This window comes from Bradyrhizobium sp., assembly GCF_016213215.1.
Classification (GTDB): Bacteria; Pseudomonadota; Alphaproteobacteria; order Rhizobiales; family Xanthobacteraceae; genus Bradyrhizobium.
Genome location: NZ_JACRAW010000159.1, coordinates 1 through 14,343, shown reverse-complemented (window position 1 = coordinate 14,343; position 14,343 = coordinate 1). Strand labels below are relative to the sequence as shown.

At 62.8% G+C, this 14,343-nt stretch carries 17 protein-coding genes; 6 read left to right on the top strand and 11 right to left on the bottom strand.

Annotated elements, in window-relative coordinates:
- Nucleotides 1-98 precede the first annotated feature (98 nt).
- The gene (locus HY852_RS26260; RefSeq protein WP_291607843.1) at nt 99-1,277 is read right to left on the bottom strand and encodes a low temperature requirement protein A; all 1,179 of its coding nucleotides are present in this window, start codon (nt 1,275-1,277) and stop codon (nt 99-101) included.
- Between the two features lie 28 nt (nt 1,278-1,305).
- Entirely contained in the window at nt 1,306-1,542 is a 237-nt protein-coding gene (locus tag HY852_RS26255; protein ID WP_291607842.1) for a BolA family protein, read from the bottom strand.
- A gap of 176 nt (nt 1,543-1,718) precedes the next feature.
- Between HY852_RS26255 and HY852_RS26250 the strand changes: the two genes are divergently transcribed.
- A complete protein-coding gene (locus tag HY852_RS26250; protein ID WP_291607841.1) occupies nt 1,719-2,078 on the top strand; it encodes a DUF427 domain-containing protein in 360 nt (119 codons plus the stop codon).
- Between the two features lie 9 nt (nt 2,079-2,087).
- On the opposite strand, the gene HY852_RS26245 is transcribed toward HY852_RS26250, so the two are convergent.
- Entirely contained in the window at nt 2,088-2,261 is a 174-nt protein-coding gene (locus HY852_RS26245) for a DUF1328 domain-containing protein (protein WP_291607840.1), read from the bottom strand.
- 354 nt (nt 2,262-2,615) lie between these two features.
- On the opposite strand from HY852_RS26245, the gene HY852_RS26240 reads away from it, so the two are divergent.
- The gene (locus tag HY852_RS26240; protein ID WP_291607838.1) at nt 2,616-3,803 is read left to right on the top strand and encodes an acyltransferase; all 1,188 of its coding nucleotides are present in this window, start codon (nt 2,616-2,618) and stop codon (nt 3,801-3,803) included.
- Nucleotides 3,804-3,922: 119 nt separating this feature from the next.
- On the opposite strand, the gene purL is transcribed toward HY852_RS26240, so the two are convergent.
- A complete protein-coding gene (purL, locus tag HY852_RS26235; protein WP_291607837.1) occupies nt 3,923-6,136 on the bottom strand; it encodes a phosphoribosylformylglycinamidine synthase subunit PurL in 2,214 nt (737 codons plus the stop codon).
- A 183-nt stretch (nt 6,137-6,319) separates the two neighbouring features.
- On the opposite strand from purL, the gene HY852_RS26230 reads away from it, so the two are divergent.
- Together HY852_RS26230 and HY852_RS26225 are read left to right on the top strand one after the other, a co-directional pair.
- Nucleotides 6,320-6,799 carry a PaaI family thioesterase gene (locus HY852_RS26230; RefSeq protein ID WP_291607835.1) on the top strand — a complete coding sequence of 160 codons (480 nt, stop codon included), beginning with the start codon at nt 6,320-6,322 and terminating at the stop codon, nt 6,797-6,799.
- 141 nt (nt 6,800-6,940) lie between these two features.
- Nucleotides 6,941-7,852 (top strand): DMT family transporter, encoded by a 912-nt coding sequence (locus HY852_RS26225; protein ID WP_291607909.1) that lies wholly within the window; start codon nt 6,941-6,943, stop codon nt 7,850-7,852.
- A gap of 35 nt (nt 7,853-7,887) precedes the next feature.
- Here HY852_RS26225 and HY852_RS26220 read toward each other — a convergent pair whose 3' ends face one another.
- Entirely contained in the window at nt 7,888-8,625 is a 738-nt protein-coding gene (locus tag HY852_RS26220) for a tetratricopeptide repeat protein (protein ID WP_291607834.1), read from the bottom strand.
- Nucleotides 8,626-8,812: 187 nt separating this feature from the next.
- Nucleotides 8,813-9,514 carry a phosphoribosylformylglycinamidine synthase subunit PurQ gene (purQ, locus tag HY852_RS26215; protein ID WP_291607833.1) on the bottom strand — a complete coding sequence of 234 codons (702 nt, stop codon included), beginning with the start codon at nt 9,512-9,514 and terminating at the stop codon, nt 8,813-8,815.
- A 149-nt stretch (nt 9,515-9,663) separates the two neighbouring features.
- Between purQ and corA the strand changes: the two genes are divergently transcribed.
- Nucleotides 9,664-10,680, top strand: a complete 1,017-nt coding sequence (gene corA, locus HY852_RS26210) for a magnesium/cobalt transporter CorA (protein WP_291607832.1) — start codon at nt 9,664-9,666, stop codon at nt 10,678-10,680.
- 25 nt (nt 10,681-10,705) lie between these two features.
- On the opposite strand, the gene purS is transcribed toward corA, so the two are convergent.
- Together purS and purC are read right to left on the bottom strand one after the other, a co-directional pair.
- On the bottom strand, nt 10,706-10,945 hold the full coding sequence (gene purS / locus HY852_RS26205; RefSeq protein ID WP_291607831.1) for a phosphoribosylformylglycinamidine synthase subunit PurS: 240 nt from the start codon (nt 10,943-10,945) through the stop codon (nt 10,706-10,708).
- A 14-nt stretch (nt 10,946-10,959) separates the two neighbouring features.
- Entirely contained in the window at nt 10,960-11,727 is a 768-nt protein-coding gene (purC, locus tag HY852_RS26200) for a phosphoribosylaminoimidazolesuccinocarboxamide synthase (protein ID WP_008974302.1), read from the bottom strand.
- A gap of 311 nt (nt 11,728-12,038) precedes the next feature.
- Between purC and HY852_RS26195 the strand changes: the two genes are divergently transcribed.
- On the top strand, nt 12,039-12,362 hold the full coding sequence (locus HY852_RS26195) for a DUF1476 domain-containing protein (protein ID WP_291607829.1): 324 nt from the start codon (nt 12,039-12,041) through the stop codon (nt 12,360-12,362).
- Nucleotides 12,363-12,434: 72 nt separating this feature from the next.
- On the opposite strand, the gene cynS is transcribed toward HY852_RS26195, so the two are convergent.
- The 3 genes from cynS to HY852_RS26180 form a co-directional block, all read right to left on the bottom strand.
- Nucleotides 12,435-12,923, bottom strand: a complete 489-nt coding sequence (gene cynS / locus HY852_RS26190) for a cyanase (RefSeq protein WP_291607828.1) — start codon at nt 12,921-12,923, stop codon at nt 12,435-12,437.
- 74 nt (nt 12,924-12,997) lie between these two features.
- The gene (locus tag HY852_RS26185; protein WP_291607827.1) at nt 12,998-13,921 is read right to left on the bottom strand and encodes an ABC transporter ATP-binding protein; all 924 of its coding nucleotides are present in this window, start codon (nt 13,919-13,921) and stop codon (nt 12,998-13,000) included.
- Nucleotides 13,922-13,925: 4 nt separating this feature from the next.
- On the bottom strand, nt 13,926-14,343 hold a 418-nt coding region (locus HY852_RS26180), incomplete at its 5' end, for an ABC transporter permease (RefSeq protein ID WP_291607826.1).

Genomic DNA, 14,343 nt, shown 5'->3' with positions numbered 1-14,343 from the left:
GGGAGAACTCTTCGCCACCACCGGCCATTGCCCGATTAAACGACCCGCTAACCACCAGGCGGACGGCAAATCACCGAAGAGAGTGCCGGCCGGACCGTTTAGCCCGCCTTCGATCGTAGCGAGATCGATTCCCATGCCGCAACGATGATCAAGATCCCCGTGGTCAGGAGGGAAAGCCAGAGCGGTGATAGGCCGCCGGCAAACCAGGCGAGCCCCGCGAGGGCGGCGATCCCCGCCATGTGAGAGAGTTGCAGCCAACCGCGGATCGCGAGCTTGAACAGGATTGTGCCGAACAGGAACAACAAGGGACCGCCGATCGCGCTCAGAGCAGTCCTGAGGTCGGAATGGCCGTCCGGATGTTTGAGGACGAGTTCGTCGGCGACCGCGGCGAGGATGATGCCGGCGACGATCGGCATGTGAAGATAGGTGTAGGCAAGCCTGGCCAGCCGGCCGGGTTCGGCGGAATTGGAGATCAGCTCGGTGCCCGCTTCTGCGCCCCTGTGGAAATAGATCCACCACATGGCGATGCTTCCGGCGAGAGCGGAAGCGAAGGCAGCCACGTTCCCGAATGTCCAGGTCAGTTCAGCGAAGGTCGCGCCCGTGACCACGATGGATTCACCGAGCGCGATGATGATGAACAGGGCGCAGCGCTCGGCCATGTGCCCGCCGTCGACCGTCCACTCCTGCATGGTGGAGGCGCCCAGTCCAGGCACCCAGAACCGAGCCGCCGGGGAGACGTATTCGATGGCGAGCGCGACGATCCACAGGGCGAGCCGCCATTCGCCTTCCGCAAAACCGCCTGCGATCCAGAAGATCGCCGAAACCGACAGCCAGACGAGGATGCGAATCGCATTGTTGCGTCCGGCATGTCCGGCACCGGCCGTGGCGGCCAGCCAAAACGCGGTGCGGCCGACCTGCATCGCCGCATAGGCAATTGCAAACCAGCGTCCACGCGCCTCAAAGGCGTCGGGAATCGAGGTCGACAGCACAAGGCCGCCGAGCATCAGGCAAAACAAAAGGATGCGGACGGAGGTAAGTTCGGGATTCAGCCAGTTGGTGATCCAGGCGGTGTAGACCCACACCCACCATACCGCGAGAAACAACAGCGTGGTCTGCACCGCGCCGAGCGGCGTAAAGCGGCCAAGCAGCGTGTGCGATATCTGCGTCACCGCGAACACGAACACCAGGTCGAAAAACAGTTCGGCGTAGGTGACGCGGCTGTGCTGATGCCGGACAATGGGACGGAACAGTGCGCTGCGGTCGTTCTCCACGGCCAATCCCTGCCCGTTTCGATGGCTTGCGCCGCTAGTGCTCCGGCACCCCGGTCTGCAGCGCGAGCGCGTGCAGCACGCCGCCCATCTGGCCGCGCAGCGACTGGTAGACGATCTGATGCTGCTGGACCCGGGACTTGCCGCGGAAGGATTCCGAGATCACGGTCGCGGCATAGTGGTCGCCATCGCCGGCGAGGTCCCGGATGGTCACTTCGGCGTCGGGGATCGCTGCCTTGATCATCGCTTCAATATCGCGGGCGTCCATCGGCATTCCTGTCGGTCTCCTTTTCTGGCCTTCGAATCACCGCCGGGGTCCCCGGGACCGGCGGACCAAACTTAGCGTGATCGGTCTTCTAGGTCACGCGCCCTGGTACTATATTTCGGATCCGATCAATAAAGGCACGACAAAGTGCCGCGTGACCGCAAGACCGGGCGAAGAGACCAATCATGAAGCTGCCAGGCCCCGACCACCCCATCACCATTACCGCCAATCCCAGGCGCGTGCGCATCACCGCGGGCAATGTCGTGATCGCCGACACCACCAAGGCGCTGACGCTGAAGGAGGCGAGCTACCCGGCCGTCCAATATGTGCCGCGGGAAGACGCCAATATGGCGCTGCTCGAGCGCACCGCGCGGATGACGCATTGTCCGTACAAGGGCGATGCGAACTACTTCAGCATCAAGGCTGACGGCAAGACGCTGGAGAACGCGATCTGGACCTACGAGACGCCGTTTCCGGCGATGGCCGAAATCGCAGGCCGCCTGGCCTTCTATCCGGACAAGGTGAAGATCGAGGAGGTCGGCTAGCAGGCGGCGCTATGCCCTGAATATCGTCAGGCCCAATATCAGGAGCACCAGGAAGATCACGACAAAAACGTAGAACAGGAACCGGGCGATGTCGGCCGACGCCTCGGAGATATTCGTGAACCCCAGAATGCCGGCAACGATCGAGATCACGAGGAAGAGCAGCGCCCACTTCAGAATTGTCATTGATTACTCCTGATCGACGCCGTTGCGGCACGTGCGCGATACGCGCCACAATAACTTTCAAGGATGGGAACTGGTTCCAGGTGCGAAACCGGGGGCAATTGCCTCACTTGCGTGCCCCATGTGGATACGCCGGTGGCTTTGCGCCGAGACGGATGGTGCAGCGCCGCAAAGGACTGCCGCGGCGAGAAGGCAGGCCCTCGGCGTATCCGGCCGTTCCGGGGGTGAGCGAGACGAAAGCTCACAATGTTGCGACGGGGGCGTCGTTGATGTCGCACCTCGTGCACACTTCCTTGGAGCTTGCTGAATCACTCAACTGGCGGCAACATAATGCCGCTATCAGGCGACGGGGCGCGCATGAGCACCATCTCCCACCTGGCGACCCGCGCGGATATCGGCGCCGCACCGCAAGCAAAGGTACGCAATCCCGCGCTCGATCGCGCCCGCACCTTTCTGACGCTGGTGGTGCTGCTGCATCACGCCGTCATCCCCTACACCTATTTCGGTCACACCGATCCGACCTACTGGATCGGCTTCGACATGGTCGTGCTCGCCACCGACAGTTTCTTCATGGCGATGTTCTTCTTCCTGTCGGGACTGTTCGCCTGGTCCGGTATCGCCCGGAAGGGACCGTTGAACTATCTGGCGGACCGCCTGCTCCGGCTTGGCCTGCCGTTCGTGATCTGCGCGTTCACACTCATTCCGCTCGCCTATTACGCGATCGCCCTGCGGCACCATCCCGAAATCGCCTTTTCGGAATACTGGTGGAATATGGTCACGAAGGGCCCGTGGCCGAGCGGGCCGATCTGGTTTCTTTGGGTCTTGTTCGCCTTCAACCTGCTTGCCTGCGTGCTGTACCGGCTGTCGCCCAATCTGCTCGATCCGATCAATCGCCTCTCGCTGCATGGCCGCCGCCGGCCCGCGGTGTTCTTCGCGGTCATGCTTGCCGTCACCGCCGCGTTCTACGTTCCCGGGCTGGTTCACTACGGACCAAGCAACTGGTTGGAGTTCGGGCCGTTCTCGGTCCAGCACGGGCGCGTGATGCTCTATGCGAGCTACTTCTTTTTCGGTGCCGGCATCGGCGTTGCGCAAATGGATCGCGGGCTGCTCGCGCCAGACGGCCGGATGGCGAAGGTCAGCTGGGACTGGATGGTGCTGGCGATCGTTCCATATTGCCTGTTGTGGGTGCTGATCTTCATCAAGCGCGAAATACTGGGCAATCCGTCGCCCTTGCCGGACTGGTATGAGGCGCTCTATGCCATCTGCTTCACTGTCTTCAGCGTGGCGATCATGTTTCTGATCCTGGCCTTTTTCCAGAGGTTCAGGCAATCAGGCTCAGCCAAGCTGCTCGACCCGATGCGGGCGGACGCTTACGGCATGTTCCTGGTGCACTACCCGATCGTGCTCTGGCTGCAATACTGGTTGTTCGACTATGGCCTGCCGGCGATCGTCAAGGCCACGATCGGGTTCGTGCTGACAGTCGCGGCGAGCTGGGCGCTGACGCGAGCGTTGCGGCAGATCCCGGGGGCCAGCAAGGTGCTGTGAGGAAGCGGCACGGACTCACATCAACTTTGCGAGCGCAGCGAAGCAATCCATCTCACGGCAAGCGGCGGCATGGATTGCTTCGTCCCTTGCGCTCCAATGACGATGGAAACGGCGGAAAGTTACGCGGCCTTGCCGGCCATAAATTCCGGCAGCCAGCGCTCGAAGGCTGAGCGCAGGGTCTCGATCAGAACCGAAGCCTCGCCGACGATCGTGATGGCGTCACCGCCGGTGGTGCCGATGCGGGTGCAGGGCACTTCGCAGCCGCGCATCTTGGCAAGCACGATTCCGGCGTGCTCCTCGGGAACGGTGACGATGTAGCGCGCCTGATCCTCGCCGAACCAATAGGCGTGCGGCACCAGCGCCGTCGGCGCGGCCAGAAGCCTCGCACCGACGTTGCCTGCCAGCGCCATTTCGGCCAGCGCAATCAGCAGACCGCCGTCGGAGAGGTCGTGAGCGGCCGTGGCCGTGCCGGAATGGATCATGCCGCGAACGACGTCGCCGTTGCGCTTTTCGGCGGCGAGATCGACCGGCGGCGGGGCGCCCTCTTCGCGGCCACAGACGTCGCGCAGGTACACCGACTGGCCGAGCCAGCCATGAGTCTCGCCGACAAGCAGGATGGCTTCGCCCGCAGCCTTGAAGGCGAGCGTTGCGGACTTATTGAAGTCGTCAAGCACACCGACGCCGCCGATCGAGGGGGTCGGCAGGATGGCGCGGCCGTTGGTCTCGTTGTAGAGCGAGACGTTGCCGGAGACGACGGGGAAGTCGAGCGCGCGGCAGGCTTCCGAAATGCCCTTCAGGCAGCCGACGAACTGGCCCATGATCTCGGGGCGTTCCGGGTTGCCGAAATTGAGGTTGTCGGTGATCGCGAGCGGCTTGCCGCCGACGGCGGTGATATTGCGCCAGGCTTCCGCCACCGCCTGCTTGCCGCCCTCGAACGGATCGGCCTCGCAATAGCGCGGCGTCACGTCGACGGTGAGCGCAAGGCCCTTCGGACCGTCCTGCACGCGCACCACAGCGGCATCGCCGCCCGGCCGCTGCACCGTATTGCCGAGGATGACGTGGTCGTACTGCTCCCACACCCAGCGCTTGGAGCACAGTTCGGGCGCGCCGATCAGCTTCTCCAGCGCCGGCATGAGGCCCATCGGCGCCTTCACCTCGCGCGCATGCACGACAGGCAGCTCGGGCGATGGCACATGGGGCCGGTCGTAGACCGGCGCCTCGTCGCCCAATTCCTTGATCGGCAGGTCGGCCACCACGTCGCCGCCGTGCTTGACGCAAAAGCGCTTGCTCGGCGTGGTATGGCCGACCACGGCGAAGTCGAGGCCCCATTTGCGGAAGATCGCCTCAGCTTCCTCCTCTTTCTCGGGCTTGAGCACCATGAGCATGCGCTCCTGGCTTTCCGAGAGCATCATCTCGTAGGCGCTCATGCCGGTCTCGCGCGTCGGCACGGCGTCGAGATCGAGATCGACGCCGAGATCGCCCTTGGCGCCCATCTCGACCGCCGAGCACGTGAGCCCCGCCGCGCCCATGTCCTGGATCGCGATCACACAGCCCTTGGCCATGATCTCCAGGCACGCCTCCAGCAGGAGCTTCTCCGCGAAGGGATCGCCGACCTGTACGGTGGGACGCTTTTCCTCGGACTTGTCGTCGAATTCGGCCGAGGCCATCGAGGCGCCGTGGATGCCGTCGCGACCGGTCTTCGAGCCGAGATAAACGATCGGCATGTTCACGCCGGAGGCGGCGGCATAGAAGATCTTGTCCGCATCCGCGAGGCCGACCGCCATCGCATTGACCAGGATGTTGCCGTTGTAGCGGCTGTGGAAACGCACCTGCCCGCCCACCGTCGGCACGCCGAACGAATTGCCGTAGCCGCCAATGCCGGCGACGACCCCAGAAACGAGGTGGCGCGTCTTCGGATGGTCGGGCGAGCCGAAGCTGAGTGCATTGAGGCAGGCGATCGGGCGCGCGCCCATGGTGAAGACATCGCGCAGGATGCCGCCGACGCCGGTGGTCGCGCCCTGATAGGGCTCGATGTAACTCGGGTGGTTGTGGCTCTCCATCTTGAACACCACCGCCTGGCCGTCGCCGATATCGATGACGCCGGCGTTTTCGCCGGGCCCCTGGATCACCCAGGGTGCCTTGGTCGGCAGCCCGCGCAGATGGATGCGCGAGGACTTGTACGAGCAGTGCTCGTTCCACATCGCCGAGAAGATCCCGAGCTCGGTGAAGGTCGGCACCCGCCCGATCAGCTTCAGGATGCGCTCATACTCGTCCGGTTTCAGCCCATGGGCGGCGGCGAGTTCGGGGGTGATCTTCGGTTCATTGGTGAGCATGGGCTGACACTTCTTGCCGGAATGGCCCCTATTAGGAACATCCGGCAGCGGGGGAAAGGCCCTTTATGCGGCAATTTCCCGCTGTCCAGAATTTTACGCCCCGGCGCCGCGCCGGAACAGGATTTGCACATCCCCGAGAGATCGGATTTAAGGACAAGAACCCGCAATTGAAGGCTTATTTCCTTGCACGACGTGACCAAATCCGCATTCCGCCACCGCCCCGACCTGCATATCGGCACTGAAGGCGAGTTCAAGGGCTGGCGAACCTGGGTCCGGGACACCTTTGAAAGCCACAACGGCCCGTTCTGGCACCGGGTTGAAGAGGACGGCAGCGTCCGCTGCGCGTTCCGGGTGGAAAAAAAGCACCTCAACGGCGCCAGCAACGTCCATGGCGGCTGCTTCATGGCGTTTGCCGATTACTGCCTGTTCGCCATCGCCGGCCATGAGCTGCACAGCCCGGGCGTGACGGTCGGATTCGCCTGCGAATTCCTCGATGCCGCCCGCGAAGGCGAACTGATCGAGGGCACGGGCGAGGTCACCCGCGCCGGCGGATCGCTGATTTTCGTGCGCGGCCAGCTGAAATCCGGCAAGCGGACATTGTTCACCTTCTCCGGTACCATCAAGCGGGTGAGACGGAAGGGATCGCCCGAATCAAACGCATAGCTGTTCGCCTTTTCCTTATGCACCCCCAAGGCTATGAGTGCATCGAGCGCGCCGGTGCGCCAGGGGGGCAGCAAGGTGCCGAAGAGCGCATCACCGACGGACGGTGCGGAGACGCCCGATCCCACAGCGTTTCCGCCCACGATGAAGGGTCGTCATCACGGCTGGCGTGACTATGCCCTCCTGCTGGCGCTGGCCTGCCTGTGGAGTTCGACCTATCCACTGACCAAGATCGGACTCGGCTCGATTCCTCCGATCACCTTCATCTCGGCCCGCTCGCTGATCGCGGCGCTGTTCCTGCTGGCCGTCCTCTGGATGCGCGGAATCCGGATGCCGACGGACCTCGGCGCCTGGAAGCTGTTCGCTCTCCAGCAGACGATCAACTCGACCATCCCGTTTCTGATGATCACCTGGGCGCAGCAATATGTGCCGGCTGCCAACACGGTGGTGCTGACCTCCACGACTCCGATCTTCGCCTTCCTGATCACCTGGGCCATCACGCGGCACGAGCCGGCCACGTTCCTGAAACTGATCGGCGCTATCCTGGGTCTTGGCGGCACCGCCGTCATCATCGGGCTCGACTCGCTTCACAGTCTCGGCAGCGAGATCCTTGCCGAAACGGTTACCCTGGCCGCGACCATCTCCTTCGCTTGCGCCACGATCTTCGGCCTGAAATTGTCAGATTACGACCCGATGGTGGTCGCGGCCGGCTCGCTCCTGTTCGGCGGCCTCGTCCTGTTGCCGCCTTCGCTGATCATCGATCAGCCTTGGACCTTGCACCCGACGCCGCAATCGCTCGCGGCGGCGATCACCATGGGAATCTTCTCCAGCGCGCTCGGCTTGATGCTGTTCTACATGTGCCTGAGCCGGCTCGGCACGCTGACGACCAACGCGCAAGGATACCTGCGCATCCCCATCGGCGTGGGTCTGTCTGTCCTGCTGCTCGGCGAATCCGTGCCGCCGAACCTCGCGCTCGGATTGGTCCTGGTCATGGCCGGCGTCGCGACCATGACGATGCCAAGCTCCCGGCTGAGCCGGCTGCTGCGGAACGATTAGGCCCGCCTTCCTCTCGAAGAAGGCGAGCCCCTCGTTCACGCCGACAACTGCTTCTCCGCGATCGAAAGCCATTCAGCCTGCGCCTTGCGAAGATACTTGGGCGCGCGTCTCATTTGGATCAGCAGCTCGTTGAACACGATCCGCGCCTCGGCGGTGCGGCCGACCATGTTCAGCAGCATGCCGTAACGGACGCGGGCCTCGGCGCCGGGGAAATATCCGGAAAGCGCGTGATACTCCTCAAGCGCCTCGTCAACGCGTCCCACTTCGGCGAGAGCGCGGGCGTACAGCAGATGGCCCTCCGGCGATTCAAACTCCGGCCACTGCTTCTTCAAATCGTCCAGGGTCTTTAGTGCATCGGCCGGACGGTTGCCGGCGAACTCGGCCTCCGCCTTTCCCAGCGCATAGGCCGGGTCATGGCCCATCGGTAGCTTCAGGATGTGATCATAGTGCCGTTCGGCTTCCGAGAATCGCGCGATCGCCAGGCATTCGGCCGCAAGTGCCGCGCGGTTGGCGATGGTATCGGTGATGGCAACCTGTTCGGCCGATTCGCGATAGCGCTTCTCCGGATCTAGCCGGTTGGCAACGCGCTGACGCGCCTGTCGTGCTTCTGGACCATGATACCATTCTGGTATCAGTTCGACCGCGATGTAGGCGAGCGCGCCGAACAACGGCACCATCAGGATGATGAACGCCCACGGCTGCAGCCGTCCCGTCCGCGATGCGTGATAAATCAGCGTAATATCGAGCAACAGTACAACCAATGCGACGGGCATGCGGAATCCGACTAAGGCAGACCGACAGCGCTTGAGCACTCCTTGTTAGCGGCTAGCCCGATCAAACAATCCTAAGTTGTTGATCGGCGCAGACCGGCAAGTACGAGTGCCGGCGCTTTATGGGCGATGTGGTGTCGATTGGTCGCGACGTCCGCACCGCAGGTTCACGGCGCGCGGACTGCTTGGCTCACGCTGCGCGGTCGAGATGCGCCACCAACCCCGCGAACAGGCCGCGGCCGTCGGTGCAGCCCATGAGGGCTTCGACGTGGTTTTCCGGGTGCGGCATCATGCCGAGCACGTTTCCCGGCTCGTTGACGATGCCGGCGATGGAATGCGCCGCACCGTTGATGTTGTAGCGTTCGTCGACGACGCCTTCCGCCGAGCAGTAGCGATAGAGCACCCGCCCCTCGCCTTCGAGGCGCTTGAGCGTCTCTTCATCCGCCTCGTAATTGCCCTCGCCATGGGCGACCGGCACCCGGATCACCTGCCCGGCATTGTAGCCGCGCGTGAACGGGGTGTCCGAACGCTCCACGCGCAGGTGCACGTCGTGGCAGATGAACTTCAGACCGGCGTTGCGCATCAGGACGCCAGGCAGAAGGCCGGCCTCGCACAGGATCTGGAAGCCGTTGCAGACGCCGAGCACGAGCCCGCCCCTGGCCGCATGGTCGCGCACCGCGTTCATGACCGGCGCGCGCGCCGCGATCGCGCCGCAGCGCAGGTAGTCGCCATAGGAAAACCCGCCCGGCACCACCACGAGATCGGTGCCCGAAGGCAACGAGGTCTCGGCATGCCAGACCATCGCCGGCTCCTTGCCCGAGATGAGCTTGAGCGCACGCGCCATGTCGCGCTCGCGGTTGATTCCGGGAAAGACGAGGACGGCGGCTTTCATTGTGAGGTTCCGGATCGAGGACAGGAATCGGGGTTGGGGCCAACCGGGCAAAGACATAACCATTTGACGCAGGTTTTGCCAGTGTTAGCCTCGCCCGGCGGCTCAGTGCACACACTATGGCCTAACCATTTTCGCCCGGGATTGAAGCCATGAACGTCCCGTCGCTGCCAACGTCCGCAACCGAGCCGGTCCCTACCGAAGGCGTCGTTGCCGCGGGCGCCTATGTCGACGGCCGGCGGGTGGCCAATATCGCCATCAATGAAGCTTCAAGCTGGCGCGCGAAACCGGGCCATGTGGTGTGGATCGGGCTGCACGAGCCCAATCTCGCGCTGCTCACCAGCGTGCAGAAGCAGTTCGATCTGCACGACCTCGCCATCGAGGACGCCAACCACGCCCATCAACGCCCGAAGATCGAGCAATATGGCGATGGCCTGTTCATCGTCGCACGGACGGCCCAGCTGATCGAGAGCCGGATCGCCTTCGGCGAAACGCACATTTTCGTCGGCGAAGGCTATCTGGTTTCGGTGCGTCACGGCGCATCCGCGTCTTATGCGGCGGTGCGCGAGCGCTGCGAAAGCTGCCCAAAGGCGCTGGCCCGGGGCGAGGATTACATCCTGTATGCCATCCTCGACTTCATCGTCGACAACTACTCGCCCGTTCTCGAAACCATCCACGAGGAGATCGACGAGCTCGAGGAGTACGTGCTCTCCAACACCATCACGCGGCCGCGGATCGAACGGCTCTACATGCTGCGCCGCGACCTCTTGCGGCTTCGAAACGCGATCGGCCCGTTGGTGGAAGTCTGCCGACGCCTGGAGCACGACGAACTGCCGATGGTGCGCCCGACTATGCAGCCCCTGTTCCGTGACGTCACCGACCATGTCCGGCATATTCAGGAACGCATCGACTCGATGCGCGAGGTGCTGGCCTTCGCTTTCGAGGCGAGCCTTCTTGTCGGGCAGGCCCAGGAAACCGCGGTCTCGAAGAAGCTGGCCTCTTGGCTCGCCATCATCGCAGTCCCGACGGCGATTGCCGGAATCTACGGCATGAATTTCGAGAACATGCCGGAGCTGAAATGGGAGTACGGCTACTTCGCCCTGCTGAGCCTGATGGCTCTGGCATGTATCACGCTTTACGTGCGTTTCCGCCGCGCCGGATGGCTGTGACGTCCGGGCCGCGGCAGCGCCAAAGCTACACGATCTCCACCCGGTAGTTCTCTATCACGGTGTTGGCGAGCAGCTTGTCGGCCGCATCCTTCAACGCGGCCTCGGCCTTGGCGCGATCGGCGCCCGCGACCTCGATGTCAAACACCTTGCCTTGGCGGACGCTGGCGACGCCTTCGATGCCGAGCGACTTCAGCGCGCCCTCGATGGCCTTGCCTTGCGGATCGAGAATGCCCGACTTGAGCGTAACGGTGACACGTGCCTTCACTTCGCAAAGCTCCTTCAGCTCTTCACCAGAACCGGTCCCGAGCCCGCCGGCCGCTCGTTCTCCATGAGGATGCCGAGCCGCTTGGCCACCTCGGTATAGGCCTCGAGAAGGCCGCCGAGATCACGGCGGAAGCGGTCCTTGTCGAGCTTCTCGTTCGACTTGATGTCCCACAGCCGGCAGGAGTCCGGCGAGATCTCGTCGGCGACGATGATCCGCATCATCTCGTTCTCGAACAGGCGCCCGCACTCCATCTTGAAATCGACGAGGCGGATGCCGATGCCGAGAAACAGGCCGGTCAGGAAGTCGTTGACGCGGATGGCAAGCGCCATGATGTCGTCGATCTCCTGGGGCGTCGCCCATCCGAACGCGGTGATATGCTCTTCCGAGACCATCGGATCGTTTAGCTGGTCGTTCTTGTAATAGAACTCGATGATCGAGCGTGGCAGCTGGGTGCCCTCTTCGATCCCCAGGCGCTGCGACAGCGAGCCGGCCGCGACGTTCCGCACCACCACCTCCAGCGGCACGATCTCGACCTCGCGAATCAGCTGCTCGCGCATGTTGAGGCGGCGAATGAAATGGGTCGGCACCCCGATGTCGTTGAGGTGCTGAAACAGGTACTCCGAAATCCGGTTGTTGAGGACGCCCTTGCCCTCGATCACCTGGTGTTTCTTGGCATTGAACGCGGTGGCGTCGTCCTTGAAGTGCTGGATCAGGGTTCCCGGCTCCGGACCTTCGTAGAGGACCTTGGCCTTGCCTTCATAAATGCGACGCCTACGGCTCATGGGGATGTACCGTGTTTTGTTGAAATCCATGAATTTGGTGTGCTCCGGTTGACAAGGATTTAGACCCACGACGGAGCTGCCGTGAAAGGCCCGGACCTCAAGGAAACAGAACAAGAACCAAGCCTTAAGGCAACCTATCCGATTGGCCGATCCAGCACAATCGATCCGACCCGGTCGAAGCCCATTTATACCGCCCAGACTGCGGCTTAACCGCTTGTTGTATTGCCGATCCGCAGTACCTATTTAGGCATGCACCGGGGCCGCCGCAACGAGGCCGCCGTCCATTCAGCAGAGGACTGGAACTGAAGGTCATGACCACGTTCGACAAGCGCGAGGAAGGCTTCGAGAAGAGGTTCGCTCTCGATGAGGAGCAGAAGTTCAAGGCGCAGGCGCGGGGCACACGGCTGCTCGGCCTGTGGGCGGCCGAGAAGCTCGGGATCACCGGCGATGCAGCCAATACCTACGCCAAGGAAGTGGTCGCAGCCGACTTCGAGGAAGCGGGCCCTGGCGACGTCATCCGCAAGCTGCTGCGCGACTTCGGCGCCAAGGGTGTCGAAGTCACCGAACAGGCGATTCGCACCAAGATGGACGAACTCCTCGCGCAGGCGGCTGAAGCGGTAAAGGCGGGGAAATAGGCGAATAGGGAGCGGCGAATAGCGAATAGGGGCGGCCCCCATTCACTACTCGCGAGTCGCCATTCGCGCCTCTCAGCTCTCCTTGAATCCGTACTCCGGCACGTTACCGCTGGCGCCGTAATATTTGTACGGCAGGAATTTGCCGCTCATCGTGATCTTGACCCGGTCGCCCTTGGGGTTGGGCAGGCGTTCCATCACCATGTCGAAGTCGATGGCCGACATGATGCCGTCGCCGAACTCCTCCTCGATGAGCGCCTTCCAGGCCGGGCCGTTGATCATCACCAGTTCGTAGAACCGGTAGATCAAGGGATCGGTCGGCGGCATCGATACGCCTTCCCCGCGCATTGGCGTCTCGTTCAGCATCGCAACTTCCGATTTCGACAGGCCGAACAATTCGCCGGCGTTGGCCGCCTGCGGCTTGGTCAATTTCATCTGGCCGAGGATCGCACCGACGATCAAGACTTCGGAATAGCCTCCGATCTTCTCGCAGATGTACTTCCAGCTCCAGCCTTTCTCGCGCTTGATGTCGAGCAGCTTCTCGGTGAGGTCGGAACGTTTCATGTCAGGGTCTCCTTTCAAAAGCATGATCCGGAAAAGTGTTCAGCGGTTTCGCGAAAGATCATGCGCAAACAACATCAAGCCGTCATGCCCGGGCTCGTCCCAGGCATCCATGTCTGTCTTGTTTCGCTGGCGTCAGACGCAACCACAAGCTCCGGCTTGCCGATCTGTACCACCGGCACGTTGCGCCGATCGTGATCGGGGTTTTCGGCCGTAAAGCTCTTGCTGCGGCTGACCAGAAAATCGACGATGTGGTTGCGCACCGCATAGTAGAGCGGATGCCGGTGCAGGTCGGTGCGGCCGCGATCCTTCGGCAGCGGATTTTCCACGACCTCGGCCAGCACGGCGCCAGGTCCATTGGTCATCAGGAAAATTTTATCGGCGAGATAGATCGCCTCGTCGACGTCGTGGGTAATCATGAAGGTGGTTTGCCCCGTTTCCAGGCAGATGCGCCTCACCTCATCCTGCAGGGTGCCGCGCGTCAGCGCATCCAGGGCCGAGAACGGCTCGTCCATCAGCATGATCTTGGGCGAGATCGACAGCGCCCGCGCGATGCCGACGCGCTGCTTCATGCCCCCCGAGAGTTCGGATGGATGCTTGTGCTCCGAGCCGGTCAAGTGGACCAGATCGATGAACTTCTGCGCATGCGCCTTGACCTTGGCGCGGTCCCAGTCGCGCCATTTCGACGTCACCGCGTAGGCGACGTTGCCGAGCACGGTGCGCCACGGCAGCAGGGCATGACTCTGGAAGATCACCGCACGATCCAGGCTCGGGCCTTCGATGGCGCGGCCGTCGACGATGACGGCGCCCTCGCTGGTCGTATCCAGGCCGGCGAGAATATTGAGCACGGTGGTCTTGCCGCAACCGGAATGGCCGATCACGCAGGCGAATTCGCCGCGCGCCATCGACAGCCACAGGTCTTCGAACACCGTGGTCCGGCCGCCCCCGGCCGCCGGAAAGCGCTTGGCAATGCCCTCGAAGGAGATGAATTTGCTGCCCATAGCCCTACTCCGGAAAGGTCACCATGCGCGCAAAGCGCGCGAGGATCTGGTCGAGAAGCATGCCGATGATGCCGATCAGGAGGATGGCGATGATCACGTTGGTGATCGAGAGGTTGTTCCACTCGTTCCAGACGAAGTAGCCAATTCCGGTGCCGCCAACAAGCATCTCGGCGGCGACAATCACGAGCCAGGCGATCCCGATCGAGATCCGCAGGCCGGTCAAAATCGTCGGCGCCGCAGCGGGCAGGATCACCGTGAAGGCGCGCCTGAAGTTACCGACCTCCAGCGTACGCGCGACGTTGATCCATTCCTTGCGCACGCTCGCGACGCCGAACGCCGTGTTGAGCAGCATCGGCCACACCGAACAGATGAAGATGACGAAGATTGCGGAGATCGAAGAGTCCTTGATGGTATAGAGCGCG

What these genes read in the sequence shown, in the direction of transcription:
- purL (WP_291607837.1), bottom strand. Translation starts at nt 6,136, where the DNA reads ATGCTCACCAATGAACCGAAGATCACCCCCGAACTCGCCGCCGCCCAT.
- corA (WP_291607832.1), top strand. Translation starts at nt 9,664, where the DNA reads ATGAACGTCCCGTCGCTGCCAACGTCCGCAACCGAGCCGGTCCCTACC.
- HY852_RS26195 (WP_291607829.1), top strand. Translation starts at nt 12,039, where the DNA reads ATGACCACGTTCGACAAGCGCGAGGAAGGCTTCGAGAAGAGGTTCGCT.
- HY852_RS26245 (WP_291607840.1), bottom strand. Translation starts at nt 2,261, where the DNA reads ATGACAATTCTGAAGTGGGCGCTGCTCTTCCTCGTGATCTCGATCGTT.
- purQ (WP_291607833.1), bottom strand. Translation starts at nt 9,514, where the DNA reads ATGAAAGCCGCCGTCCTCGTCTTTCCCGGAATCAACCGCGAGCGCGAC.
- HY852_RS26220 (WP_291607834.1), bottom strand. Translation starts at nt 8,625, where the DNA reads ATGCCCGTCGCATTGGTTGTACTGTTGCTCGATATTACGCTGATTTAT.
- HY852_RS26255 (WP_291607842.1), bottom strand. Translation starts at nt 1,542, where the DNA reads ATGCCGATGGACGCCCGCGATATTGAAGCGATGATCAAGGCAGCGATC.
- HY852_RS26225 (WP_291607909.1), top strand. Translation starts at nt 6,941, where the DNA reads ATGAAGGGTCGTCATCACGGCTGGCGTGACTATGCCCTCCTGCTGGCG.
- cynS (WP_291607828.1), bottom strand. Translation starts at nt 12,923, where the DNA reads ATGAAACGTTCCGACCTCACCGAGAAGCTGCTCGACATCAAGCGCGAG.
- purC (WP_008974302.1), bottom strand. Translation starts at nt 11,727, where the DNA reads ATGAGCCGTAGGCGTCGCATTTATGAAGGCAAGGCCAAGGTCCTCTAC.
- HY852_RS26185 (WP_291607827.1), bottom strand. Translation starts at nt 13,921, where the DNA reads ATGGGCAGCAAATTCATCTCCTTCGAGGGCATTGCCAAGCGCTTTCCG.
- HY852_RS26250 (WP_291607841.1), top strand. Translation starts at nt 1,719, where the DNA reads ATGAAGCTGCCAGGCCCCGACCACCCCATCACCATTACCGCCAATCCC.
- HY852_RS26240 (WP_291607838.1), top strand. Translation starts at nt 2,616, where the DNA reads ATGAGCACCATCTCCCACCTGGCGACCCGCGCGGATATCGGCGCCGCA.